Below are 25,915 nucleotides of genomic sequence, written 5' to 3'. Positions count from 1 at the left end.
GCCAGCTTCAGTTTTTGTAGTACACCACCTGATGGCTGGTGGCCAGCAGGTGGCCGGCTTCGGTCCAGAGCTGAGCGGTCTGGTCAAAAAATCCGTTGCGAAAGGCCTGCGCCCTCGCTTGGCCGAGCACCCAGCCATGGCCCACTTCGGCCAGCAGCGCGGAGCCCGCGTGGAAATACACCGTCATCGACACCGTACCCGCAGGGACGTGTGTGGCGCGGCGCAGCCAGATGCGCGGAAAAAACACATCGGCCAATGCAGCGAGACCGCAGAGGTCCAGCGAACGTGGCTGGTGCTCACGCATCCACAGCCGCGAGAGGCTGTCGCTGCCCGTACCGTCCCAGCTGTTCGGGATCGCGCCTTCGATAGGGCGCATCTCGTAGCGCCTGATCCACTCGACCGGTGACGGCACGGTGTACGGCGGCACCTCGGCCGGGGTCGGAACAGCCGGCATGGGCTCGTCGTCCACACTCCAGGTTTCACGGCGCGCGGCGGTCACGGCCGACGCAGTGACCACCGTCTCAGCCTCGCCCGAAGCGGCGATCTGCGTGATCGCCATGACCCAGTGCTGGGTCGAGCGGTTGGTGCGCACCGGCTGCGCAGACACCGTGAAAGGGCCGTCGGCCAGGGCGGCGCAAAAGTTCACGGTGAGCGACAGCGGCTCGCCCAACAAGGCGGGATGCTGCATCACCGCGTTCAGCACCGTGGCCGCCGTGATACCGCCAAATGGCCCCACCATGTTGGCGTAGGCGGGTGACGTAGCACCGGTGTACTGGCCATCACCGGTGGCGGTGAGCGCGATGGCCTGGTCAAAGATGTGTGGGTTCATGGGCCCCAGTTTGCAGAAGACGGCGCCGATCCTGAGTCGTCTCCGAGACGATGTGCATTCGGCAAGGGCACCGCGGAACCGGCTTTGCCGGGCCGCCAGTGCCGCCCCCCTTGGGGGGGGTGACGCGAAGCGGCGCGGGGGGGGGCGGGTGTTCACACCCGCTCAAAAATACCCGCAGCGCCCTGCCCCATGCCCACGCACATCGTCACCATGCCGTACTTCTTGTTGTGCCGGCGCAGCGCGTGCACCACGGTGGCCGCACGGATCGCACCGGTGGCGCCCAGCGGGTGGCCCAGCGCAATCGCGCCGCCCATGGGGTTGACCTTCGCCGGGTCCAGGCCCAGCGTGTTCATGACCGCCAGCGACTGCGCGGCAAAGGCTTCGTTCAGTTCAAACCAGTCGATGTCGTTCTGGTGCATGCCGGCGTATTTCAGCGCGGCCGGAATGGCTTCCACCGGACCAATACCCATGATGTGCGGCGGCACACCGCGGCTGGCGTAACTGACGAAGCGGGCCAGCGGCGTGAGGTTGTAGCGCTTGATGGCCGACTCGCTGGCCAGGATCAGCGCACCCGCACCGTCGCTGGTTTGCGAGCTGTTGCCGGCGGTGACCGAGCCCCGCGCCGCAAACACCGTACGCAGGCGCGCCAGGCTCTCGGCCGTGGTATCGGGGCGCGCACCTTCGTCCAGGCTCACGGTGCGGGTGGTGGTGGTCACCTCGGCGGTCTCCAGGTTCACCTGGCGCTCGGTCACTTCCACCGGCGTCATTTCGTCGGTGAACTCGCCCGCCTTCATGGCCGCCACGGCGCGCGCGTGCGACTGCACGGCAAAAGCGTCTTGCGCGTCGCGCGACACCTTCCATTGCTGCGCCACCTTCTCGGCCGTGAGGCCCATGCCATAGGCAATGCCGTATTTTTCAACGTCGTCGGTGTCGCTGAAAATGGCGGGCGACAAGCTGGGCGAATTGCCCATCATGGGCACCATGCTCATGCTTTCCACACCGGCGGCAATCATCACCTCGGCCTCGCCGACCCGGATGCGGTCGGCCGCCATCTGCACAGCCGACAGGCCCGACGCACAAAACCGGTTGACGGTGATGCCACCCACGGTGTTGGGCAAGCCGGCCAGGATGGCGCCAATGCGCGCCACGTTCAAGCCTTGCTGCGCTTCGGGAATAGCGCAGCCACAAATGATGTCTTCAATGGCCTTGGGGTCCAGCCCCGGGGCCTGGGCCAGCGCCGAGCGCAGCGCAATGGCCAGCAGGTCGTCGGGGCGCAGGTGCTTGAACGAACCCTTGTGCGAGCGACCAATGGGGGTGCGGGTGGCGGCGACGATGTAGGCGTCTTGAATCTGTTTCATGGGAGGTGCCTTCGGTATTCGTTTTTACGCCCTCTCCCGCATGCGGGAGAGGGTTGGGGTGAGGGCCTGCAACAGGTGCCAGATTCTTTCCAGCACGGCAGGTGTTTCATTCATCACTTCATGGTTCCAGAACCGGACCACAGTCAGGCCCTGGGCTTCAATCAACGTGGTTCGCGCTTGGTCATATGCCTGCTGCTCGCTGTGCTGGCCACCATCGACTTCGATCACCAGGCCTGCTTCCAGACAAACGAAGTCGAGGATGTAAGGGCCGAGCGGGCGCTGCCGGCGAAACTTGAAATCCTGGAAACGGCGGCCACGAAGATGCTGCCAAAGCAGGAGCTCGGCATCGGTCATCTGCCCGCGCAACCCACGTGCTTTCACCTTGGCGTCCGCCCTCACCCCAACCCTCTCCCGCACGCGGGAGAGGGGGTAAGTCACTGCGGCCTCGGTCGACTGCATTGCGTCAGTTCCGCACAGGGCGCCCGGTGTTCAGCATCCCCAGAATCCGCTCCTGCGTCTTCGGGTGCACGATCAGCGAGCAAAACGCCTGGCGCTCCAGCGTCATCAAATACTCTTCGCTCACCAGCGTGCCGGGGTCCACGTCGCCACCGGTCACCACGTGCGCAATCAGCGACGCGATGTGGAAGTCGTGCTGGCTGATGAAACCGCCGTCGCGCATGTTGACCAGGCTGCCCAGAATGGTGGCTTTGCCCGAACGGCCAGCCACCGGGAACAGGCGCTTGTGCGGTGCGCGGTAGCCGCCGACAAACAGGGCCTTGGCTTCGTTGATGGCCACAAACAGCAGCTCGTCTTTGTGGGGAACGATCACATCGGAATGCAGCACGAAACCCAGCTGACGCGATTCCAGCGCGCTGGTGCCGACCTTGGCCATGGCCGCTGCGGTGAAGCCTTCGGTCAGGAAGGGCAGCAGGTCTTTGCCGGTGGAGGTTTCGGCGTTTTCCGCGGCGCGGCGGGCGATGTAGGTCAGGCCACCGGCGCCGGGGACCAGGCCCACGCCCACTTCCACCAGTCCGATGTAGCTCTCCATGTGCACCACGCGGCGCGCGCTGTGCACGGCCAGTTCGCAGCCACCGCCCAGCGCCAGGCCGCGCACGGCGCTCACCACCGGCACGTTGGCATAGCGCAGGCGCAGCATGGTTTGCTGCATGAAGCCCTCGGCATCTTCAATGGCGCTCACACCCACCGCCATGAAGGCGGGCAGCATGGCTTGCAGGTCGGCACCGGCGCTGAAAGGCTCGTCGCCCGACCACACCACCAGGCCCTGGTATTCCTTCTCGGCCAGGTCCACCGCCGCCATCAAGCCTTCGCACACGTCGGGGCTGATGGCGTGCATTTTGGTTTTGATACTGGCGATCAGCACCTCGCCGTCCAGCGTCCACACACGCAGGCCGTCGTTTTCTTCGATGGTGGTGCCCGCGGTTTCATACTTTGCACCCGCTTCGCCGAGCAACAGCTCGGGGAAGTGCTGGCGTGCGTAGACCGGCAGGCTGCGGCGCGCTTCAAACACGCCCTGGCTCGGGTTCCACGAACCCTGCGCCGTGTGCACGCCGCCGGCGTCGGCCACCGGGCCTTTGAACACCCAGTCGGGCAGCGGTGCGCGGCTCAGGGCTTTGCCTGCGTCAATGTCCTCTTGCACCATCTTCGCCACGTCCAGCCAGCCGGCTTCTTGCCACAGCTCAAACGGACCTTGCTTCATGCCAAAGCCCCAGCGCATGGCCTGGTCCACGTCGCGGGCGGTGTCGGCAATGCTGGCCAGATGCACGGCGGCGTAATGAAAGCTGTTGCGCAGAATCGCCCACAGAAACTGGCCTTGCGGTCCTTCGGCGTTGCGCAGCAACTTCAGGCGCTCAGCGGCCGGGCGCTTGAGCATGCGGCCATACACCTCGTCGGCCTTGACACCGGCGGGCACGTATTCACCGCTCTCCAGCTCGTAGCGCAAGATGTCGCGGCCCACTTTTTGGAAGAAGCCGGCCTTGGCCTTCTGGCCCAGGTGGCCAGCGTCAATGAGCGCCTTGAGCACCGGCGGTGTGCCGAAGCTCTCGTAAAAAGGATCGCTCTCCAGCGACAGGTTGTCTTGCAGCGTTTTGACCACATGGGCCATGGTGTCCAGCCCCACCACGTCGGCGGTGCGGAACGTGCCGCTGCTGGCGCGGCCCAGGCGCTTGCCTGTCAGGTCGTCCACCACGTCAAAGGTCAGGCCAAAGTTGTCCACCTCTTTCATCGTGGCCAGCATGCCGGCAATGCCGATGCGGTTGGCGATGAAGTTGGGCGTGTCTTTGGCCCGCACCACGCCCTTGCCCAGCCCACTGGTGACAAAGGCTTCCAGGTCGTCCAGCACCTGCGGCTCGGTGGTGGGTGTGGCGATCAGCTCCACCAGCGTCATGTAGCGCGGCGGGTTGAAGAAGTGGATGCCACAAAAATGCGGTTTGATGCTCTCGGGCAGCGCTTCGCTCAGCTTCGTGATCGACAGGCCCGAGGTGTTGCTCGCCACGATCGCGTGCGGTGCCAGGAAGGGCGCGATCTTGGTGTACAAGTCGAGCTTCCAGTCCATGCGCTCGGCAATCGCTTCGATGATCAGGTCGCAGTCGCGCAACTGCTCCATGTGCTCTTCGTAATTGGCCTGCCCGATCAGCTCGGCGTCGCTCGCCACGCCCAGCGGCGAGGGCTTGAGCTTTTTCAGGTTGTCGATGGCGCGGGTCACGATGCCGTTTTTGTGGCCTTCCTTGGCCGGCAGGTCGAACAGCACCACCGGCACTTTGACGTTGACCAGGTGCGCAGCGATCTGCGCGCCCATCACGCCGGCGCCGAGCACGGCGACTTTTTTTACTTGAAATCGGTTCATCAGTTGGTTTCCTTTGGGCGCTGCTCAATGGGCAGCACTGGAGGGGGATTCGGTCGAGAGGCACCGCAGAACCGGCTTGGCCGGGCTGCTGGTGCCGCCCCCTTGAAGGGGTCGCGCCGGGCGCGGAGGAGGTACTTCAGTTGGTCACCCGAACCCAGGTTTGCGTGCGCCCAATGCCAAACACCGAACCGCGCACTTCCAGTTTTTTACCGGCTTCAATCGGTGTCAGGCGCAGGGTGTAAGCCTTGCCGTTTTCGGGGTCCAAAATTTTGCCGCCCTCCCACACGTCCTTGCCTTCGGTTTTCTTGGCATCGCGGATGATTTCCATGCCCAGCACCGGTTTGCCCTTGCGGTCGTCGGTGCACAGATCGCACACCGCGTCCTGCTTGGCGTCCTTGCGCAAGAGCTTGGCCACCCTGCCAGAGAGCACACCACCGTTGTCGGCAATGACGATCTCGGACTTGATCTCCTTGGTCTTGTCGTCGATCGAATGCCAGACGCCCACGGGGGAGGTCTGGGCCCAGGCGCCGGTCGCAAAAACCGCCATAACAACGGTAGCCAGGGAAGTCTTGATCATGTGAACACCTCTGAAGATGGGACGTGAGGAAGGGATCAACCGGCTCAAGCCAAGGCCGCGTCGGTGTCCATCAGCACCTTGCTGCCGGTGCGCGCCGTGCGCATCAGCGTCGCGGTTTCGGGGAACAGCTTGGCAAAGTAGAAACGTGCGGTCTGCAGCTTGGCCACATAGAACGGGTCGGTGTTGCCGGCGGCAATTTCGCGCAAGGCCACCTGCGCCATGCGGGCCCAGAAATAGCCAAACACCAGGTGGCCGGCGACGCGCAGGTAGTCCACCGCAGCAGCGCCCACTTCGTCGGCGTTTTGCATGCCCTTGAAGCCCAGCTCCATGGTGAACTTGGTGATCTGCTCACCCAGCACCGCGATGGGGTTGATGAACTCGGCCATTTTCTCATTCACGCCCTCTTCTTGCACCAGCGCGCCCACCAGCTTGCCAAATTTCTTCAGCGTGGCGCCGTTGTTGCCCAGCACCTTGCGGCCCAGCAAGTCCAGGCTCTGGATGGTGTTGGTGCCCTCATAAATCATGTTGATGCGGGCGTCGCGCACATGCTGCTCCATGCCCCATTCCTTGATGTAACCGTGGCCACCAAACACCTGCTGGCACTGGGTGGCGGCGTTGTAGCCGTTGTCGGTCAGGAAGGCTTTGACGATGGGCGTCAGCAGCGACAGCATTTCGTCGCTCTCTTTGCGCACCTTTTCGTCGGGGTGGTTGTGCGACTTTTCCAGCAGCACCGAGCTGTAAATGGCCAGCGCGCGGCCGCCTTCGGCGTAGGCCTTGGCGGTGAGCAACATGCGGCGCACATCGGGGTGCACGATGATCGGGTCGGCCGGTTTGTCTTTGGCCTTGGGGCCGGTCAGGCTGCGCATCTGGATGCGGTCTTTGGCATACGCCAGGGCGTTCTGGTAAGCCACCTCGGTCAGCCCCAGGCTCTGGTTGCCCACGCCCAGGCGGGCAGCGTTCATCATGACAAACATGCCCTGCATGCCCTTATTGGGCTGGCCCACCAGCGTGCCCACCGCGCCGTCGAGCACGATCTGCGCCGTGGCATTGCCGTGGATGCCCATTTTGTGTTCGAGGCCACCGCAGTAAATGCCGTTGCGCTCGCCCAGCGTGCCGTCCTTGTTCACATGAAACTTGGGCACGATGAACAGGCTCACGCCCTTGATGCCGGGGGGCGCATCGGGCAGGCGGGCCAACACCAGGTGGATGATGTTGTCGGCCATGTCGTGTTCACCGGCGCTGATGAAGATCTTGTTGCCGGTGAGTTTGTAGGTGCCGTCGGCCTGTGGCTCGGCCTTGGTGCGCATCAGGCCCAGGTCGGTGCCGCAGTGGGGTTCGGTCAGGCACATGGTGCCGGTCCATTCGCCACTGGTCATTTTGTGCAGGTAGGTGGCCTTCTGCTCGTCGGTGCCGTGCGTGTGCAGCGAAGCATAGGCGCCGTGCGTAAGGCCAGGGTACATGGTCCAGGCCTGGTTGGCGCTGTTCATCATTTCGTACAGGCACTGGTTCACCACCAGCGGCAAGCCCTGACCGCCGTAGGCAGGGTCACAGCTCAGAGCAGCCCAACCACCGTCCACGTAGGTTTTGTAGGCTTCCTTGAAGCCGGTGGGCGTGGTCACTTCGTGGGTGTCGCGGTTGAGCTTGCAGCCCTCGGTGTCGCCGCTGATGTTCAGCGGAAAAATCACCTGGGACGCGAACTTGCCCGCCTCTTCCAGCACCGCGTTGATGGTGTCCACATCGGTGTCGGCGTGCTGGGGCATCGACTTGAATTCGTCGGTGACGTGCAGCACCTCGTGCATCACAAACTGCATGTCGCGCAAAGGCGGGTTGTAGACGGGCATGAAAAACTCCTGAAATGGGTTTGTGAGAGAAAAAGGGTCAGGCAGCGCGGGGTTTGCGCGCCCGAGAAACGCGCGCGGGGCTGGCCGCGGCGGGTGCGGGTGAGCTGAAGCGCCCCACGATGCCCTCAAAAGCTTTCAAGGCGCGGCGCAACGAGTCGGGGCTGCGCAAAAAGCGGGCTTCGTAGTGCAGCGCCAGAATGAGGGCATGGATTTCAAAAGCCATCTGGTCGGCGTCCGTGTCGGGGTTCAGATGGCCCTCGGCCACGGCGAGTTCCACCGCCCGGCGCATTGCCGATAACCAGGTGTTGACCGAGCTGGCCAGCGCGTCGCGCACAGGGCCCGGGCGGTCGTCAAACTCCACCGCGCCGCTGATGTAGATGCAACCCGAGTCGATTTCCACCGAGGTGCGCTTCATCCAGTTGTCAAACATGGCCCGCAGGCGCGGCAAGCCACGCGGTGCGGACATCGCGGGGTAAAACACCTCTTCTTCAAACCGCGTGTGGTACTCGCGCACCACCGAAATTTGCAACTCTTCACGCGAACCGAAGTGGGCAAAAACGCCCGACTTGCTCATCTGCATGACCTCGGCCAGCGCACCGATGGACAAACCTTCCAGGCCGATCTGCGTGGCCAGGCCAAGGGCGGCCTCGACAATCGCTGCCTTGGTTTGCTGGCCTTTTTGCATCGGCTTGCTGGCGGCGCTGGCGCTTTGCGAACGGCGAACAATGGACGTGACGCTCATGCGGTGGGGGCGGCAGGGCCGCGTTGGGTGGCGAAAAAAGCAAACCGCGCGATAAATCGAACGGTCGTGCTATTTTTACCGCAAAAAAAGCCCTGCGGTGCATTGCAGGGCTTTTTTTATGGGGAATTGCTTAGAGCACAAGCCCTAAAACCGCCAGGACAGCCGCCCGACAAGGGTTAACCCGTAGTTCAATGCGTTGCTCTTTGCCCCTGGCTGCTCACGCTCAGAGTCGGCCAGCCGGTAGCAGCAAACACAGGCTGTGTTCCAGGCTTTCGGTGGGCACGCGCTTGAAACCGCTGCGTGCAAACCGTTGCAGCCGGCCGGCGCAAAACGCGGTGATGACCGAAGCGTCTGCCTGCGCGTCCACGGTCGGCGTGGATGTGCCCACCAGCACCGCCGCCTCGCGCAGGTTCTGCCGCAGGGCGGCTTCAATTTTGTCGAAAAACAGGTTCATGCGCTGCTGCAGGCGATCGTTTTCAAACACCAGCGCGTCACCCACCATGACGCGCGCCATGCCAGGGTTCTTTTCACCAAACTGCAGCAGCAGCGTGACCAAGCGGCGCGAGCGCAGCAGCGGATCGGGCTCGCGGTCGCCCAGCTGGTTGATCAGGCCGAACACCGATTGCTCGATGAACTCGATCAAACCTTCAAACATTTGCGCTTTGCTGGCGAAATGGCGGTACAGGGCGGCCTCGCTCACGCCGAGCCGAGCGGCCAGTGCCGCCGTGGTGATGCGCTCGGAGCCCGGCTGCTCCAGCATGGTGGCCAGGGCCTGCAAAATTTGCACCCGGCGCTCACCCGGCTTGGGGCGCTTGCGCCCCGCCGAGCCTTCAGCTGGCTCGGCCGTCTCGTGGCGTTGGGTGTCGTCAGATGCCGCGGTGGGCATGGGCTCTGGGCCGTTGGGTGTCATGGGCAGTCGGTCCGTTCGTGTTCGGCTGGCGGGCTGCGTTCCCGGCCCGGTGGTTGTCTTCCCCTGCTTACATTTTGATTCTCGCACAGGGGTTTGCGGCCCCGCCGCCTACCCCATGCCGCACGGAAAAAGACCTCAGTGTGAACGGATCATGGTGCCGAAAGGCTCGTTGCCCAACACTTCCAGCAGCAGCGCGTGGGGCACACGCCCGTCGATGATGTGCACCGCGTTGACACCGCTCTTGGCCGCGTCCAGCGCGCCGGCAATTTTGGGAATCATGCCGCCGCTGATGGTGCCGTCTTCGCACAACTCGTCAATGCGGCGCGGCGTCAACTCGGTGAAGAGTTGGCCTTCTTTGTCGAGCACGCCGCGGATGTTGGTGAGCATGAGCAGCTTTTCAGCCTGCAGCACGGTGGCCAGCTTGGCCGCCACCACGTCGGCGTTGATGTTGTAGCTCTCGTTGTGCTCGCCAAAACCGATCGGGCTGACGACCGGAATGAACTGGTCGTCCTGCAAAGCCTTGACCACGCTCGGGTCGATGCTGACGATGTCGCCCACCTGGCCCACGTCGTGCTCCCGGCTGGGGTCTTGCTGGTCGGCTAGGCGAAGCTTCTGGGCGCGAATCATGGCGCCGTCGCGCCCGGTCAACCCCACCGCCTTGCCACCCGCGGCGTTGATCAGGCCCACGATGTCTTGCTGCACCTCGCCGCCCAACACCCACTCGACCACTTCCATGGTTTCGGCGTCGGTCACGCGCATGCCCTGGATGAACTCGCCTTTTTTGCCCAGGCGCTGCAACAGCGTTTCAATCTGCGGGCCACCGCCATGCACCACCACCGGGTTGATGCCCACGAGCTTGAGCAGCACCACGTCCTCGGCAAAGTCTTGCTGCAGGGCCGGGTCGGTCATGGCGTTGCCGCCGTACTTGATGACCATGGTTTTGCCGTGGTACTTGCGGATGTAGGGCAGGGCCTGGGCCAGAATTTCAGCTTTTTCGCGGGGGTGGATGTGGGAGAGGTCTACTGGGGTGTGGGTGGTCATTCTTTGCTTTCCGGCGGGTTGACGTTTGGCAAATTGTAGGCGTCGTGATCTGCATTTTTGGCGCCTGTGGCGTGCCGGGTCGCGCCCCGGCGGCGCCTCACTTTCTTTTGCTTCGCCAAAAGAAAGTAAGCAAAGAAAAGGCGAGCCGAAGCCCGGGCCGCTGCGCGGTGCCTTGCGCTGCTCACGTCGAGCGGGGTCGGGCTGAACTCGCTGCGCTCAAACAACGCCCGCCCTGATCCGCTCGCCCCTGCGCTGCTCAGCCCGGCCACACAGCAAAAAGCGGGATCGGATTCTGGAACGGACTTCCCTCCCAGAGCTGCGTGCCGGGCTCCCTCTCCCTCTGGGGCAGGGGTGAAGTCAATACCCATCACTCCGCCGGAGAGCGTGTCCCCGTATCCGTACCCGCTTCCGGGTTCCGCCGTCATGCGCTGGCGAGTAGCGCAGGGCTGGGCGGATCAGGGCGGGCGTTGTTTGAGCCGAAGGCGAGTTCAGCCCGACCCCGCCCAGACCGAGCAACGCAGTGTGCCCGCAGCGCAGCGGAGGGACAGCGCATCCGGCTCGCCTTTCTTTTGCTTACTTTTCTTTGGCGAAGCAAAGAAAAGTAAGGCGGCCGCCGGGCCGAGACCCGGCCCACAAAAGCCACAAAAGCCACGAAAGCGAACAACACAAAGGCAAAGAAATCAGAAGTGAATCCCCCGCATCATCTGCTGCATAGCCACCGCCTCCGGCGACAACTGTGGCTTGGCCCCCTTCTCCCCCTTCGCCGCAGAAGAATCCGGGAACATGCGAAAACTGGTGTTCATCACGATCTGCGCCACCCGTGGCACAAACGCGTGCAACACCTGCCCTGTCACGCCCAATCGCGTCGCAATGCGCACCGGCTTGAAAATGCAGGCCTGCGCGATCATGTCAGCCGCCTCTTCAGGCGCCAGAGTCGGCACATTTTTGTAGATCTGGGTCGGCGCGATCATCGGCGTGCGCACCAGCGGCATGTTGATGGTGGTGAAGCTGATGCCCTGGTCGGCAAACTCGCTCGACGCGCAGCGCGTCCACGCATCCAGCGCGGCCTTGCTGGCCACGTAGGCACTGAACCGAGGCGCATTGGTCAGCACGCCAATGGAGCTGATGTTGACCACATGGCCCTTGCGTTTGGCCACCATGCCCGGCAGCAGGCCCATGGTCACGCGCAGGCAGCCAAAGTAGTTGAGCTGCATGGTGCGCTCGAAATCGTGGAAGCGGTCGTAGCTGCCTTCAATGGCTCGGCGGATCGAGCGGCCCGCGTTGTTGATCAGGAAATCGACACCGCCGTGGTTGGCGATCAGCAGTTGCACAAAGCGGTCTGCGTCGGCCATGTCCGCAATGTCGGCGGCGTAGGCGATGAAGGCATAGCCCTTTTCCTGGGCTTCCTTGCAGGCCTCATCTAGCTTGTCCTGGTCGCGCCCGCAGATGATCGTCACCGCACCCGCTTCTGCAAACTTGTGTGCCGCAGCAAGGCCAATGCCGGAGCTGCCGCCGGTGACCAGCACCACCTTGCCCGCGACCGTGCCCTTCAGGCTGCGGTCGATGTGCAGGTCCGGGTCGAGGTGGCGTTCCCAATAGTCCCACAGGCGCCAGGCGTAGTCCTTGAGGTTCGGGCACGCAATGCCGCTGCCCTTGAGCGCGACCAGCGTTTCGCGGCAGTCAAACCGCGTCGGGTAGTTGACGAAGTTCATCATGTCCTCGGGCAGCCCGAGGTCTTGCATGATGGCGCGGTACACGCGGCGCACCGGTGCCAGCGCCATCAGGCCCTTCTTCACGCTCTTGGGTATGAAGCCCATCAACGCGGCGTTGATGAACAGATTCATCTTGGGCGCGTGCGCGGCCTTGCTCAGAATGTCGAGCACATCGCCCACGCGGTAGCCCATGGGGTCGACCAGGTGGAAGCACTGGCCACTGGCGCGCTTGTGGTGGCTGATGTGGTTGAGCGCATCCACCACGAAGTCCACCGGCACGATGTTGATACGACCGCCCTCCAGGCCCACGCTGGGCATCCAGGGCGGCAAGATCTGGCGCATGCGCTGGATCAACTTGAAGAAGTAATAGGGCCCGTCGATCTTGTCCATCTCGCCGGTCTGGCTGTCGCCCACCACCAGCGCCGGCCGGTACACGCTCCAGGGCACTTTGCATTCGTTGCGCACGATCTTTTCGCTCTCGTGCTTGGTCATGAAATACGGGTGGTCGATGTTCTCGGCCTCGTCAAACATGTCCTCGCGGAACACGCCCTCGTACAGGCCGGCTGCTGCGATGGACGACACATGGTGGAAATGCTTCGCGCCGATGGCCTTGGCCAGCTCCACCGTGTTGCGCGTGCCATCAATGTTCACGGCGATCTGGCTCTCGGCGTCAGCCTCCAGGTCGTACACCGCCGCCAGGTGGTAGAAGTGGTCCACCTGGCCCTTGAGGGCTTTCACCATGTCGGCACTGACGCCCAGTTTTTTGCTCGTCAGGTCACCAAACACGGGCACGGCCCGCGCCGGGCCAACGCCCCAGTATTCGAGCAACGCGGGCACCTTGCCTTCGCTCGCCTGGCGGATCAGGAAGTGCACCACCGAGCCCTTGCGCTCCAGCAGTTTTTTGACCAAGCGCTTGCCAATGAAACCGGTCGCTCCGGTCACGAAATAATGCATAAGGACTCCTGATTGCGGTTTTCTGCGTTCGCGGTACTGAAAAATGACGGCCATTCAACCCCCCATTTTTGCCCACGAATGCGGTCCGGCGATTCCGCAATAACCCGCGCTCAACACCGCCTGCCCGACCGCTGTCCACCGCATGTGTTCAAGCGCTCGCTTTAGTCACGCGCCCCTACACAGGCGGGGGCCTGCCGGCTTACATTGCCAGCACGTCACGGGCCAATCGCCCTGCCCACATTACCCTTAACGCATTCCTTGGAGTTCACCATGGTCAAGAAAATCCAGAAATCTGGCACCGACAAAAAAGCCGCTGCAGCCAGCTTCAACTCGCCCCTGTCGGGCGCCATCAAAGATTCGGCACAGCAGATCTGGCTGGCCGGTCTGGGCGCTTTTTCCAAGGCCCAGGAAGAAGGCGGCAAAGCCTTTGACTCGCTGGTGAAAGAGGGTCTGTCGATTCAGCGCAAGACACAGGCCGTGGCCGAAGAGCGCATCTCTGAAGCCACCAACCGGGTGAGCAACATGGCCACGGACATCTCCAGCAAAGCCGCAGGCCAATGGGACAAGCTGGAAAACATTTTTGAAGACCGTGTGGCCAAGGCGCTGAACAAGCTTGGCGTGCCCTCGGCGCGCGACATCGAATCGCTGATGGAGCGCATTGACACCCTGAGCCAGGCGGTGCACCGCCTGGGCGGCAAAGTGCCGGCCAAGGCGGCCACCAAGGCCCCGGTCAAGGCAGCGGCCAAGCCCGCTGCGCGCAAGGCTACCGTGAAAGCCCCAGCCAAGACTGCCGCCAAAACCCCTGCAAAACCGGCGGCCAAAGCGCCGGCCAAAGCCGCAGCAAAAGTGGCCCGCAAGGCCGCGCCACGCAAGGCGGCTGAACCCGTGGTCGAAGCCGTCTGAACGACAACCTGGCAGCGCATTGCCAGACACGAGAAGGGACGCTTGACGTCCCTTTTTTACGCCTGCCAGGCATGCTGCAGCGCAGCACTTCCAGCAACCTCCGAGGTCTACACTCGAACGCATGATGCAAGCCCGCCAAGCTCCCGCCCGCTCCACCGCGCCTGCTGCGCGCCAGCGCACCGAACGGCGTGCGCGCCCCCGCATTGCGGTGGCCCTGGCCGGTGGCGGGCCGCTGGGTGCCATCTACGAAATAGGTGCGCTGTGCGCCCTGGACGACTGCCTGCAAGGTCTGGACTTCAATGCCTGCGACCACTACGTGGGTGTGTCGGCCGGGGGCTTCATTGCGGCAGGACTGGCCAACGGCATGACACCGCGCCAGCTCTGCGCCATGTTCATTGAAGACCTGCCCAATCCAGAAAACTTCGATCCCTCCTGGCTGCTCAAGCCCGCCTGGGGCGAGTTTGGACACCGCCTGCAGCGCCTGCCAGGCCTGCTGGGCAGCGCCCTGTGGGCCTGGGGTGTGCAGGGCAAGCCGCTGACCAACGCCTTTGAGCGGCTGGGTGCCGCCTTGCCCACCGGCCTGCTCGACAACGAGGGTATTCACCAGCACATTGAGCACTTGTTCAGCCGCGAGGGCCGCAGCAACGACTTCCGCGAGTTGCGTGCGCGCCTGACGCTGGTGGCCACCCAGCTCGATACCGGCAACGCCGCCCCGTTTGGCCGCCCAGGCTGGGACCACGTACCCATTTCGCGGGCCATACAGGCCAGCGCCGCGCTGCCTGGGCTGTTCCCGCCGGTCAATATTGAAGGCAAGTACTATGTGGACGGTGCCCTCAAGAAAACCCTGCACGCCACCGTGGCACTGGACGAGGGCGTGGGCCTGCTGCTGTGCCTGAACCCGCTGGTGCCGTTTCACGCCAGTGAGCACCCGCGCAGCACCAAACGCATCCCCTCGCTGGTGGAAGGCGGCTTTCCCGCCGTGATGAGCCAGACCTTTCGCTCGATGATCCATTCGCGGCTGGCGCTGGGGCTGAAGCACTACGAACGAGCCTACCCCGAGAGCGACATCGTGTTGATCGAACCCGACCAGCGCGATGCCGAGCTGTTTTTTGCCAACACCTTTAGCTACCGCCAGCGCCGCGAAATGGCCGAACACGCCTACCAGCAGACGCGGCAGCTTTTGCTCGAACGCCAGGCCGAACTGGCGCCGAAGCTGGCCCGTCACGGCGTGCACCTGGACACCGCCGCGCTGAACGACCCCGCGCGGCACCTGCTGGCACCCGCGCGGCGCCGGGCCAAGGCGCAAAAGGGGCGAGGCGCATCAGCCACCCAGCGGCTGCACGCCACACTGGACCAGCTGCAACACCAACTCGGGCTGCCCCAACACCCCACGCGCAGCCACTGAGCGGGCCAAAGGACACACGCCACATGGTCAAAAAAGCCCCTCGCCGCACCGCAGAGCGCATTCTGGAGGTGACGCTCGAACTGTTCAACCGCTTTGGTGAGCCCAACGTGTCGACCACGCTGATCTCGGCCGAACTCGGTATCAGCCCCGGCAACCTGTACTACCACTACCCGGCCAAAGACGAACTCATCAACTCGCTGTTTGAACGCTACGAGCGCTCGCTGAGCGAGCTGCTCAATGCCAGCGATGGTGTGCGCAACGTAGAAGACGCCTGGTTTTTCATGCACTCGCTGTTTGAAACCATCTGGGCTTACCGTTTTTTGTACCGTGACCTGAACGACCTGTTGTCCAAAAACCGGATGCTCGAGACCCACTTTCAGGCGGTGCTGAAAAACAAGACCCGCGCCATCCGCGCCTTGCTGGCCAGCATGAGCCGCAGCGGCGCGGTCGACATTGACGCACGCGAAGTGGAGCCCACCGCCCACTGCATGGTGGTGGTGCTGACCTACTGGCTGAGTTTTGAATATGTGCGCGACCCCCGCAACGCGCTGGAACCCGACAACGCGCAGCAAGCGCTGATGCGCGGCGCCTACCATGTGCTCAACCTGCTGGCGCCCTACCTGGAAGCCAGTCAGCGCCAGCACCTGCTGCAGCTCACCGGCGCGTACACCGCCCCAACCTGAACCGGTCCAAGCCACACACATGCACCAATGGCCCCCTTTCCCGTACCCGGGCGCGTACCGTTTCGACGCAGCGAGCCTGCCGGACCACTGGGCGCGCCTGCACCGCGGCGACGCGGAACCGCTGCCGACCGAGCCCGATGTGCTGCGCGCCTGGGCGCTGTTTCACAACGGCGACTTTCAGCAAGCCGCAGAAGCTGGGCTGGCCTTGGATGCTGCCGGCGCCACCGTGGCCAACAAGGCCACCTGCATTTACGCCAACTACCTCGAACCCCGCGAAGAAGCACGCCTGCTGTTGTTGAAAACAGCGGCCAGCCGGGCCGAGGCCCAGCAACAGCAGGCGCCCGATCTGGCTGGCGCCTGGTATTGGGAAGCCTACGCATTGGGCCGCTACAGCCAGGGCATCAGTGTGGCCAAGGCGCTGGCACAAGGGCTGGGGTTGCGCATCAAAACCGCGCTGGAAACCACCCTGCGGCTGGCGCCCCACCACGCAGACGCCCACCTGGCGCTGGCGGCGTTTCATGCCGAAGTGATCGACAAGGTGGGCAGCCTCATTGGCGGCATGACCTACGGCGCGCGAAAAGACACCGGGCTGGCCTTGTACCAGCAGGCCCTGGCGCTCAACCCGGACTCACCCATCACACTGGGTGAATACGCGAGCGGGCTGTTGATGCTGGAAGGCGAGAGCGCCGCCGAGCAAGCGCTGAGCCTGCAAGAACGCTGCGCCGCCTTTGAACCCCTGGACGCCATGGAGCGGCTGTACGTGGACGCCGCCCGCGTGGCGCTTCGCACGTAAGCGCCTGCGGCAGGCGACCGCTCTGGGTACCGGCTCAGGGCGTGTTCAAACCATCCACCGCCTGAAACAGCGCCTGCCGCGCCTGCGCCACCACCTGGGCGCGCCAGGTATCGGTGTTGACATAAAATGTGTCCAGCATGCGCTGCTTGATGGCCTGTCGCAACGCCGCCGGCGCTTCGGGATGCTGGTGCAGCCAGTGGTCCCCACGCAAAGCGTTGATCACGTCTTCAATGGGCAAGGTCCCGTATTCCAGCGCCATGCCGGTGTACTCGGCCTGCGGGCACTCTTCGTAGGCCGCACCCCACATCAGCCCGGTCAGGCGCGCCGACGTGGAGCTGCCGTCGTAGATGGAGGTGACCGGCGTCTGACCGCTGCCGTCCCACCAGCGGCGGGCCCGGGCCAGCGCGGCGGGCTCGTCGCGACACGCACAAATGCGCTCGCCCACACCGCTCGGGCCCAGCCCGGTGTGCAGGTCGATCCAGGCCAGTCGGCGGGCCTTTCGCGCATGGCTGCGCAACACCTGGCGCAGGGTCAGGTTGCTCCAGGTGGGCGCTGTGCCGCCAAAAAACAGGCCGTCGGCAAACGCATGCTGCCCCTGCGACACCGCGGCCTGGTAACGCGCCAGGCCGTGGGTGGCCACATAGGCGTCTATCGCGGCCTGGTTGTCGGGCTGCGGCGGCCAGTCGTGGGGCAACAGCAGCGCATGCAGCTCGGCGTAGGCCGGGTTCTGCGGCAGGGGCTGGCTGAAGTCCTGAAAGTTGCGGTTGAGGTCCACGTTTTCGTGGGTCACACGGCGCACAAATGAAAAGCCATGCGGGTTGAGCGCGTGGATGTACAACACCGCCACCCCGGCCGCGCGGGCGTGTGCGCGCCATTCGGCGTCGTGGGTGGCAAACACCTGCACGCCGGAGCCACAGTAGCCTTCAGCCCCGTGGCAGGCGCTGCTGACGATGAGCAGGCGCTCGGCGTCGGGTGCGCCGTCCATCGCCACGTCCATCGCCAGGGTCTCGCCGTCCCTGCCGGGCAACGGGTGGTTGTGGCTGGTGATGGCCATGCCGGCGGTGGCAGCCCCCTCCAGGAACTGCACCCGCGCGCGGGCGTAGGACGGCGAAAACGCGGCTTGCGCGCTGATCATGCGCCCGCCCCGGTGCGGGGCTGGGCCAGCCATTTCTCGGCCAGGCGCACCCAGAAGGTGGCACCCAGCGGTATCAGGTCGTCGTTGAAATCGTAGCTCGGGTTGTGCAGCATGCAGGGACCGCCGCCGTGGCCCATCTCTCGGTGCGCGCCGTCGCCATTGGCAATGAAGGCGTAGCAACCGGGCCGCTCTTGCAGCATGTAGGCAAAGTCTTCGGCGCCCATGGTGGGCTCCTGGTCCAGCACCTTGTCCGCTCCCACAATCTCGGCCATCACAGCCCGGGCAAAGGCGGTCTCCACCGGGTGGTTGATGGTGGGCGGGTAGTTGCGCTTGAACTGGAATTCGCAGGTGGCACCAAAAGCGGCGCAGGTGTGCTGGGCGATCTCGCCCATGCGGCGCTCGATCATGTCCAGCACCTCGTAGGTGAAGGTGCGCACCGTGCCCTGGATCTCGCAGCTGTCGGGCACCACGTTGGTGGCCTCGCCGGTGTGGATCATGGTGACCGAGATCACGCCCGCGTCCACCGGCTTTTTGTTGCGGGTGATGATGGTCTGAAAGGCCTGCACCATCTGGCAGGCCACGGGCACCGGGTCGATGCCGTTGTGCGGCAGCGCGGCGTGCGCACCCTTGCCGCGTATGACGATGTGAAACTCGTTGCTGGACGCCATCACCGGACCGGTGCTGGCAGCAAACGTGCCCACCGGCAGGCCGGGCCAGTTGTGCATGCCAAACACCGCTTCCACTGGAAACTGTTCAAAAAGGCCGTCCTTGATCATCTCGCGTGCGCCACCGCCGCCTTCTTCGGCCGGCTGGAAGATCAGGACCACCGTGCCGTCAAAATGGCGGTGCTTGGCAAAATGCTGGGCTGCTGCCAGCAGCATGGCGGTGTGCCCGTCGTGGCCACAGGCGTGCATCTTGCCGGCGTGCTGGCTGGCGTGTGCAAAGGTGTTGTGCTCCTGCATGGGCAGGGCGTCCATGTCGGCACGCAGGCCAATGGCCCGGCCGCAGGCGCCGCCATCGCGCCCGTGCACGATGCCCACCAGGCCTGTGGTGCCCAGACCGCGGCGCACCTCAATGCCCCACTCGGTCAGCTTTTGGGCCACCACATCGGCCGTGCGCACCTCTTGAAAACAGAGTTCGGGGTGGGCGTGGATGTCACGCCGCACAGCGGCAATACCCGCCGCCTGGGTCAGGATGGAGTCGATCAGTTGCATGGGCGCCTCTCAGTGCCGCAGGCCGGCACCAGGTTGAAAAACGACCATGGTACCGAAGACCCGCCCGGTACCAGCGCCCCGTGGGCGACACCCCTAACAACCGCCGGGTGGTGGCAAGAGAATCAGCGGCGGATGCGACCGTCTTCGGTCAGAAGGGTCAGCTCAACGAACTTGGAGCCCGTGTGTTTGCTGGGGGAAAAATCCACCGGAAAGCCCCCCAGGTTGACATTTTGCATGCCCTGAATGGCGGTAATAAACGCATCGCGGGTCAGCGCGCGCCCGGCCCGCTTCACCGCTTCGGCAAACACCTTGGCCGCCACGAAACCTTCCATGCCCGAGTAGTTGGGCACCACTCCGCGCTTGTCTTTCAACGCGGCCAGGTAGTCACCCGACAACCGGGTCACGGGCGCATAAGGAAAGGGCATCACCTGGCTCACCACCACGCCACGAGCCTCGGCACCCAGCTCATCCATGAGCGCCTGCGTGCCCACGAACGACACGTTGTAAAAGTTGCCCACGAACCCCTGTCGGCGGGCGAGCCGAATGAAGGTGGCGCAGGCCTTGTACGCGCCAATCTGCACAATGGCTTCGGGCTTCACCGCCATGATGGTTTTGATCGCCTGCTCCACATCAACGGTGTTGCGCTCCACCGTGCCCAGGGCCGCAGGCTCCAGACCAAGACCCTTCATGGCGCGGGCCACACCCTCCAGCCCGGTCTTGCCGTAGGCGTCGTTTTGGTAGAAAACCGCAATTTTCTTGATACCCACTGCCGTCACCTGGCGCACGATCGCGGCGGTCTCGTCGAAATACGAAGCCCGCACATGCATGGCGTAGCGGTTGAAGGGTTCACGCAAGGCCTCTGCGCCCGTAAAGGGCGCAAAAAAGGGCACTTTGGCCTCGGTGGCCAGCGGCAGCGCCGCCAGGCTGGTGGGGGTGCCGACATAGCCAAACAGGGCAAACACATCGTCGCTGATGAGTTGCTTCGTGTTGGCCACACAGCGCTCGGGCTCGTAACCATCGTCCAGCCGCTTGATCTCGATGCGGCGGCCGTTCACGCCGCCCTTGGCGTTCAAGTCTTCAAAATACAGCTGGGCGCCCAGATGAAATTGCAAGCCCAACTGCGTGGCCGAACCACTGAACGGCGCCGACTGGCCCAGCAAGATCCGTGTGTCGCTCACACCGGCACTTTGCGCCTGCGCGCTGCTGCTCCAAGCCCCCATGGTAGCCGCGCCCAGCAGCGTCCCCACGTTTGAAATGACCTCACGACGTCGCATACGGGTTCTCCTGATATGCTGTTTTTCTTTGTCCGATTCCTGCGCGGCAGACCCCGGGATGAATACTTATGTACCCTACAACATACACTGGTTTTGACCATGTCTGAGCCGACCTCCGGCAGCCATCAGCCGACAAGCCCGATACAAAAAGCCGTGCGAGGCGCCTGCCCGCACGACTGCCCAGACACCTGCGCGCTCATCACCACCGTTGAAAACGGCGTGGCCATACGCGTGCAGGGCAACCCGGCACACCGCCACACCGATGGCGCACTGTGCACCAAAGTATCCAGGTACACCGAGCGCAGCTACCACCCCGAGCGCCTGCTGCAGCCGCTCAAGCGGGTGGGGCCGAAAGGCAGCGGGCACTTTGAACCGGTGGACTGGGACACCGCGCTGGACGACATCGCTGCCCGCCTCAAAGCCATTGCAGCGCGCGACCCGCAGGCCATTCAGCCCTACAGCTACGCCGGCACCATGGGCCTGGTGCAGGGCGAAGGCATGGCCGCGCGCTTCTTCCACCAGCTGGGGGCCGCGCACCTGGAACGCACCATCTGCGCATCGGCCGCCGCCGAGGGCTTGATGAACACCCTGGGTGGCAAGGTCGGCATGAAGGTCGAGCACTTTGCCGAGTCCCGGCTGATTCTCATCTGGGGCAGCAACTCGATTGCGAGCAACCTGCATTTCTGGCGCCTCGCGCAGCAAGCCAAGCGCGACGGTGCGCGGCTGGTGTGCATTGACCCCCGGCGCAGCGAAACCGCCGAAAAATGCCATGAGCACATTGCCCTGCGCCCGGGCACCGACGCCGCCCTGGCGCTGGCCCTGATGCACGAGCTGATACAGCACGACTGGCTGGACCACGACTACATCGCCCAACACACCGAAGGCTGGGAAGGCCTGCGCGAGCGCGCCTTGCAATGGCCGCCCGAGCGCGCAGCCGCCGTGTGCGGCGTGCCGGTGCAGCAAATCACCGACCTGGCGCGCGCCTACGGCACGACGAAACCCGCAGCCATCCGGCTCAACTACGGCATGCAGCGCGTGCGCGGCGGCGGCAACGCGGTGCGCGCCGTGGCCTGCCTGCCGGCACTGGTGGGCGCCTGGCGGCACCGAGCGGGTGGTTTGCTGATGTCGGCATCGGGGCATTTTTCGGTGCAACGTGCGGCGCTGCATCGGCCCGATTTGCTGGGCCAGCGCACACCGCGCACCATCAACATGGTCACCATTGGCAACGACCTGTTGCGCGAAGCGTCGCCGGAATTCGGCCCGCGCATCGAAGCACTCATCGTTTACAACAGCAACCCGGTGGCGGTGGCGCCCGAGTCGGGCAAGGTGGTGCAGGGCTTTGCGCGCGACGACCTGTTCACCGTGGTGCTGGAACACTTCCAGACCGACACGGCCGACTACGCCGACTACATTTTGCCGGCCACCACCCAGCTGGAGCACTGGGACATACACACCAGCTACGGCCACACCGACGTGCTGCTGAACCTCCCTGCCATTGCCCCGCTGGGCCAGGCGCGCACCAACACCGACATCTTCCGCGCGCTGGCCACGCGCCTGGGTTTTGACGACCCATGCTTTGCCGACGACGACCTGCAACTGTGCCGCACCGCCTTTGGCGACACGGTTAGCTTTGAGACGCTGCTGGAACAGGGCTACGCCACCCTGCCCCTGCCCGAGGCGCCGTTTGCCCACGGGGGCTTCCCCACCCCGTCAGGCCGTTGCACCTTTTTCAGCCCCCGGCTGGCCGCGCAGGGCCAAGACGGTCTGCCCGACCACCTGCCCAACTTCGAGGTCGCAGGCAGCAGCCCACATTTCCCGCTGGCCATGATCTCGCCGCCAGCGCGCAACTTCCTGAACTCGACCTTCGTCAACGTGAAAAGCTTGCGCGACATGGAAGGCGAACCCCTGCTGGAGATGCACGCCGACGACGCCTTGGCGCGTGGCATCCAGACCGGACGCATGGTGCGCGTGTTCAACGACCGCGGTGAATACCGCTGCAAGGTCAAGGTGAGCGCGCGCGCGCGGCCGGGCGTGGTCAACGGGCTGGGTGTGTGGTGGCGCAAGCTGGGGCCGTTTGGCACCAACGTGAACGAACTCACCAGCCAGAAGCTGACCGACATGGGCAATGGCCCGGTGTTTTACGACTGCCTGGTTGAAGTGGCCGGGCTGCCCGAGAGCACCTGATGCGCTGGCGCGCCACGCTGACCGCCCTGGCGCTGGCGCTGGCCCTGTCGGGCTGCGCCAGCCGCGACCTGGGGGTTGGCTACTACTGGCAGTCGGTGACCGGGCACCTGCGCCTGATGCACGCAGCCAGGCCGGTGCAAGACTGGCTGGACGACCACCAGACACCCGCCAACCTGAAACAGCGCCTGCTGCTGGCCCAGCGCATCCGAGCCTTTGCGGTGACCGAACTGGCCCTGCCCGACAACGCCAGCTACCACCGCTACGCCGACCTGCAGCGCCGCGCGGCGGTTTACAACGTGGTGGCGGCGCCCGCCCTTTCGCTGACGCTGCACACCTGGTGCTTTCCGGTGGCGGGCTGTGTGGGCTACAAGGGCTATTTCAGCGAGGCCGATGCGCAGGCCTTTGCCCGCAGCCTGCCCGACACGCTGGAAGTGACGGTGTACCCGGTGCCGGCGTATTCCACCCTGGGCTGGATGAACTGGGCCGGCGGTGACCCGCTGCTCAACACCTTCATGGGCTACCCCGAAGGCGAGCTGGCGCGCCTGCTGTTTCACGAACTCGCTCACCAGGTGGTGTACGCCAAAGACGACACCATGTTCAACGAATCGTTTGCCACCGCCGTAGAGCGCCTGGGCGGCGCTCGCTGGCTGGCGCAAGAGGCCAGCGAAAGTGCGCGGGAGACCTACCGGGTGTTCGACGAGCGGCGCCAGCAGTTTCGAGCCCTCACGCGCGGGGTGCGCGGGGAACTGCAGGCCATTTACAGCGACAGCCGCTGGGACGACGAACACAAGTTGCGCCTCAAGGCCGAGGTCATGGCCACATTTCGGCGCGATTACGAAACGCTCAAAACCCGCTGGGCTGGCTTCGCCGGGTACGACGCCTGGGTGGCGCGGGCCAACAACGCCAGCTTTGGCGCCCAGGCGGCCTACGACGAACTAGTGCCGGCGTTCATGGCGCTGTTTGAACGCGAGGGCCGGGACTTCAACCGGTTCTATGATGCGGTACGCGCCTTGGCGGCGCAGCCCAAAGCGGCGCGGCATGCGGCCTTGGGGCAGTTAAGCCCCGTCACCATCACGCAGTCTGCGCGCCCCTGAACCTCAGCCCCACGGAACACGACATGGCAGACATTCACATTCGACGCGACCACCACCTTGGCCTGAGCGGCGCGCGCAAGGTGGCCTGGAAATGGGCCGAGCAGGCCGAGGCCGACTTCGACATGAGTTGCACCTACGCCGAAGGCGACGACGTGGACGAGGTGCAGTTTGCCCGCAGCGGCGTGAACGGCACCTTGCGGGTGTCAGCCGACCACTTTGAACTGGACGCCAAGCTGGGCTTTCTGCTGGGCGCGTTCAAAGAGCATATTGAAGGCGAAATTGTGAAAAATCTCGACCAGCTGCTGGCGGCCAAAAAGCCCGCTGCGCGCAAAAAAAAATAGCCCCTCAACGGGGCTGGTGAACGCAGAGGCTGGCGCTTGGCCGCTCAGCTCAACGATTCGATCAGGTCCACGTACTGCTGCATGGCTGTCTCGTTGGCGGTGCCTTTCAGGCCGTTCCAGGCGTCCCATTTTGCGCGGCCCACCATGTCGCTGAAGCCGGGTTTCTTCTCGGCGTTGTCGCCTGCGGTGGCTTGCTTGTAGAGCGCGTAAAGCTTCAGCAGCGTGGCGTTGTCCGGGCGCTCGGTCAGGTTTTTGGAGTTGGCGACGGCGGCATCGAAACGGGTTTGAAGGTCGGACATGCAGTTTCTCCAGATAGGTAAGGGGTGCGGCGGACGGATGAACGAAAAACGTTCACCGTATCAGGGCCAGCCCGGTATCTTACGGGCAGCCTTGGCGGCAAAATAGACGCAAACACCCACAACACGCCGCGCCCGGCTCACCACCCGGTGACGCTGCACAGGGCCGGCAGCAGGAGACGACATGGTTCAGCGCGTTGCCCCAGCAACCCAAGCCCAGGCCCCATCCGTTCGCCGGACCACACCGAGCGCCCAACCCGGCGGGCCTGCGCCGCGTAGTGCCGTGAAAGCGCTGGCCACCACCCTGGGGCTGGAAGGTGAGCGCATGAGCAAGGTGGACACCGCCTGGCTGCGCATGGACTCACCGTCCAACCTAATGATGATTGTGGGCGTGTGGATTCTGCGGCCCGGCATCAGCCTCGCGGCGCTGAGCGAGCGGGTGCAAGAGCGCATGCTGCCCTACCGGCGCTTTGTACAAGCGGCCCACCAGGACGCCGCAGGCGCACATTGGCTGGACGACCCCGACTTTCAACTCAGCCGCCATGTGGTGCGCCACACGCTGACCCGCCAAAGCGGTCAGACCGAGCAAGATGCCCTGCAAGCGCGCGTGGCCGAACTCGCCATGCAGCCGCTGGACCACAACCACCCGCTGTGGCGGTTTGAGCTGGTCGAGCAATACGGTGGCGGCTCGGCTTTGATCGCGCGTATCCACCACTGCATTGCTGATGGCATTGCGCTCATCAGCGTCATGATGAGCTTGGTGGACGGCGGCGCCCTGCCCCCGCAACGCAAGAAAACCCAGCCCAGCCGCACGGGTCTGGACGGCGCTGAAGAGTGGGTGGCCGACACCCTGATTCGCCCGCTGGGCGACCTGACCGCCCGCGCGCTGGAAGTGGCCGGGGGTGGCGCGGCCAAATCGCTTTCGCTGCTGGCCGCACCGCAGCAAGGCCTGAGCGACACGCTGGACCAGGCCATGAACCTGGCCCGCATGGGCGGGCAGCTGGCCAGTGATCTGGCTGCGCTCGCGCTGATGCCCGACGACTCGCCAACCCGGCTGAAGGGCCAGCCCGGCCAGCACAAGCGGGTGGCGTGGTGCGAGCCGATACCGCTGGACGAAGTGAAGGCCATCGGCAAAGCGCTGAACTGCTCGGTCAACGACGTGCTGCTGAGCTGTGTGGCCGGCGCTATTGGCAATTACCTGCGGGCCATGGGCGACAACCCCGCCGGGCAAGAAATTCGCGCCATGGTGCCGATCAATCTGCGCCCCATGGAAGAAGCCTGGAAGCTGGGCAACCGCTTCGGGCTGGTCCCGCTGGTGCTGCCCATTGGCACCGACAACCCGGTCGAGCGCGTATTTGCGGTGCGCTCGCGCATGAACAGCCTCAAGGGCAGCCTGCAACCCCTGCTCACTTTTGGTTTGCTGTCGGTGGCGGGGCTGCTGGTGAAGCCCGCGCAAGACGCATTGCTGAGCCTGTTTGGCCGCAAAACCACGGCCGTGATGACCAACGTGCCCGGCCCGTTGGGCAAGATGAAACTGTGCGGTTCCACGCTGGAACAAACCATGTTTTGGGTGCCGCAAACGGGCACCGTGGGTCTGGGGGTGTCGATCCTGAGCTACGGCGGCGGCGTGCAATTTGGCGTGATGGCAGACAGCCATCTGTGCCCCGAGCCCCAACGCATCATTGACCAGTTTCACCCGGAATTTGCCCGGCTGCTCACCCTGACGCTGATGCTGCCCTGGGGTGAGGCGGGCGACCCAGGCTGAC

General features: G+C 64.4%; 22 protein-coding genes. 8 read left to right on the top strand and 14 right to left on the bottom strand.

Features of this window, described 5'->3' with window-relative positions; all coding sequences use genetic code 11:
* Nucleotides 1-7: 7 nt before the first annotated feature.
* From AC4QBL_RS00355 to AC4QBL_RS00310, 10 genes are all read right to left on the bottom strand, one after another.
* Nucleotides 8-829 (bottom strand): acyl-CoA thioesterase, encoded by an 822-nt coding sequence (locus tag AC4QBL_RS00355; protein ID WP_472901039.1) that lies wholly within the window; start codon nt 827-829, stop codon nt 8-10.
* Between the two features lie 152 nt (nt 830-981).
* Nucleotides 982-2,187, bottom strand: a complete 1,206-nt coding sequence (locus tag AC4QBL_RS00350) for an acetyl-CoA C-acyltransferase (protein ID WP_472907595.1) — start codon at nt 2,185-2,187, stop codon at nt 982-984.
* A 24-nt stretch (nt 2,188-2,211) separates the two neighbouring features.
* Entirely contained in the window at nt 2,212-2,646 is a 435-nt protein-coding gene (locus AC4QBL_RS00345) for an endonuclease domain-containing protein (protein WP_472901037.1), read from the bottom strand.
* Nucleotides 2,647-2,650: 4 nt separating this feature from the next.
* Complete coding sequence (locus AC4QBL_RS00340) at nt 2,651-5,050, bottom strand: 3-hydroxyacyl-CoA dehydrogenase/enoyl-CoA hydratase family protein (protein WP_472907594.1); 2,400 nt, start codon at nt 5,048-5,050, stop codon at nt 2,651-2,653.
* A 136-nt stretch (nt 5,051-5,186) separates the two neighbouring features.
* Nucleotides 5,187-5,627 carry a DUF2147 domain-containing protein gene (locus AC4QBL_RS00335; RefSeq protein ID WP_472907593.1) on the bottom strand — a complete coding sequence of 147 codons (441 nt, stop codon included), beginning with the start codon at nt 5,625-5,627 and terminating at the stop codon, nt 5,187-5,189.
* Nucleotides 5,628-5,671: 44 nt separating this feature from the next.
* Nucleotides 5,672-7,468: an acyl-CoA dehydrogenase C-terminal domain-containing protein gene (locus AC4QBL_RS00330; RefSeq protein ID WP_472901034.1), complete on the bottom strand. Its 1,797-nt coding sequence runs from the start codon at nt 7,466-7,468 to the stop codon at nt 5,672-5,674.
* A gap of 37 nt (nt 7,469-7,505) precedes the next feature.
* Complete coding sequence (locus tag AC4QBL_RS00325) at nt 7,506-8,210, bottom strand: TetR/AcrR family transcriptional regulator (RefSeq protein WP_472907592.1); 705 nt, start codon at nt 8,208-8,210, stop codon at nt 7,506-7,508.
* Nucleotides 8,211-8,433: 223 nt separating this feature from the next.
* Nucleotides 8,434-9,096: a nucleoid occlusion factor SlmA gene (slmA, locus tag AC4QBL_RS00320; protein WP_492131619.1), complete on the bottom strand. Its 663-nt coding sequence runs from the start codon at nt 9,094-9,096 to the stop codon at nt 8,434-8,436.
* A 159-nt stretch (nt 9,097-9,255) separates the two neighbouring features.
* Nucleotides 9,256-10,161, bottom strand: a complete 906-nt coding sequence (gene argB, locus AC4QBL_RS00315) for an acetylglutamate kinase (RefSeq protein ID WP_472907590.1) — start codon at nt 10,159-10,161, stop codon at nt 9,256-9,258.
* 680 nt (nt 10,162-10,841) lie between these two features.
* A complete protein-coding gene (locus tag AC4QBL_RS00310) occupies nt 10,842-12,827 on the bottom strand; it encodes an SDR family oxidoreductase (protein ID WP_472907589.1) in 1,986 nt (661 codons plus the stop codon).
* Between the two features lie 270 nt (nt 12,828-13,097).
* On the opposite strand from AC4QBL_RS00310, the gene AC4QBL_RS00305 reads away from it, so the two are divergent.
* The 4 genes from AC4QBL_RS00305 (at nt 13,098) to AC4QBL_RS00290 (ending at nt 16,611) form a co-directional block, all read left to right on the top strand.
* Nucleotides 13,098-13,730 (top strand): phasin family protein, encoded by a 633-nt coding sequence (locus AC4QBL_RS00305; RefSeq protein ID WP_472901029.1) that lies wholly within the window; start codon nt 13,098-13,100, stop codon nt 13,728-13,730.
* 121 nt (nt 13,731-13,851) lie between these two features.
* Nucleotides 13,852-15,135 carry a patatin-like phospholipase family protein gene (locus tag AC4QBL_RS00300; RefSeq protein ID WP_472901028.1) on the top strand — a complete coding sequence of 428 codons (1,284 nt, stop codon included), beginning with the start codon at nt 13,852-13,854 and terminating at the stop codon, nt 15,133-15,135.
* A gap of 23 nt (nt 15,136-15,158) precedes the next feature.
* Complete coding sequence (locus AC4QBL_RS00295) at nt 15,159-15,818, top strand: TetR/AcrR family transcriptional regulator (protein ID WP_472901027.1); 660 nt, start codon at nt 15,159-15,161, stop codon at nt 15,816-15,818.
* 19 nt (nt 15,819-15,837) lie between these two features.
* Complete coding sequence (locus AC4QBL_RS00290) at nt 15,838-16,611, top strand: hypothetical protein (protein ID WP_472901026.1); 774 nt, start codon at nt 15,838-15,840, stop codon at nt 16,609-16,611.
* 34 nt (nt 16,612-16,645) lie between these two features.
* On the opposite strand, the gene AC4QBL_RS00285 is transcribed toward AC4QBL_RS00290, so the two are convergent.
* The 3 genes from AC4QBL_RS00285 to AC4QBL_RS00275 form a co-directional block, all read right to left on the bottom strand.
* Complete coding sequence (locus AC4QBL_RS00285) at nt 16,646-17,746, bottom strand: M14 family metallopeptidase (RefSeq protein ID WP_472901025.1); 1,101 nt, start codon at nt 17,744-17,746, stop codon at nt 16,646-16,648.
* Nucleotides 17,743-18,960: a M20 aminoacylase family protein gene (locus AC4QBL_RS00280; RefSeq protein WP_472901024.1), complete on the bottom strand. Its 1,218-nt coding sequence runs from the start codon at nt 18,958-18,960 to the stop codon at nt 17,743-17,745. Before AC4QBL_RS00280 ends, AC4QBL_RS00285 begins: the two co-directional genes overlap by 4 nt.
* 122 nt (nt 18,961-19,082) lie before the next feature.
* The gene (locus tag AC4QBL_RS00275; RefSeq protein WP_472907588.1) at nt 19,083-20,234 is read right to left on the bottom strand and encodes an ABC transporter substrate-binding protein; all 1,152 of its coding nucleotides are present in this window, start codon (nt 20,232-20,234) and stop codon (nt 19,083-19,085) included.
* Nucleotides 20,235-20,333: 99 nt separating this feature from the next.
* Between AC4QBL_RS00275 and AC4QBL_RS00270 the strand changes: the two genes are divergently transcribed.
* Genes AC4QBL_RS00270 through AC4QBL_RS00260 form a run of 3 tightly spaced genes read left to right on the top strand, consistent with a single transcriptional unit; the run spans nt 20,334 to nt 23,853 of the window.
* Entirely contained in the window at nt 20,334-22,418 is a 2,085-nt protein-coding gene (locus tag AC4QBL_RS00270) for a molybdopterin-containing oxidoreductase family protein (RefSeq protein WP_472907587.1), read from the top strand.
* Nucleotides 22,418-23,512: an aminopeptidase gene (locus tag AC4QBL_RS00265; RefSeq protein WP_472907586.1), complete on the top strand. Its 1,095-nt coding sequence runs from the start codon at nt 22,418-22,420 to the stop codon at nt 23,510-23,512. The genes AC4QBL_RS00270 and AC4QBL_RS00265 overlap by 1 nt, the downstream gene beginning before the upstream one ends.
* Before the next feature lie 23 nt (nt 23,513-23,535).
* A complete protein-coding gene (locus AC4QBL_RS00260; RefSeq protein WP_472907585.1) occupies nt 23,536-23,853 on the top strand; it encodes a polyhydroxyalkanoic acid system family protein in 318 nt (105 codons plus the stop codon).
* 44 nt (nt 23,854-23,897) lie between these two features.
* On the opposite strand, the gene AC4QBL_RS00255 is transcribed toward AC4QBL_RS00260, so the two are convergent.
* Entirely contained in the window at nt 23,898-24,152 is a 255-nt protein-coding gene (locus tag AC4QBL_RS00255) for an acyl-CoA-binding protein (protein WP_472901019.1), read from the bottom strand.
* 181 nt (nt 24,153-24,333) lie between these two features.
* Between AC4QBL_RS00255 and AC4QBL_RS00250 the strand changes: the two genes are divergently transcribed.
* On the top strand, nt 24,334-25,914 hold the full coding sequence (locus tag AC4QBL_RS00250; protein ID WP_472907584.1) for a wax ester/triacylglycerol synthase family O-acyltransferase: 1,581 nt from the start codon (nt 24,334-24,336) through the stop codon (nt 25,912-25,914).
* Nucleotide 25,915: the final 1 nt, after the last annotated feature.

The organism is Hydrogenophaga sp. L99 (genome assembly GCF_058731905.1).
The sequence above is the reverse complement of the archived record's forward strand: the minus strand, read 5'-3'. Positions and strand labels throughout refer to the sequence as shown.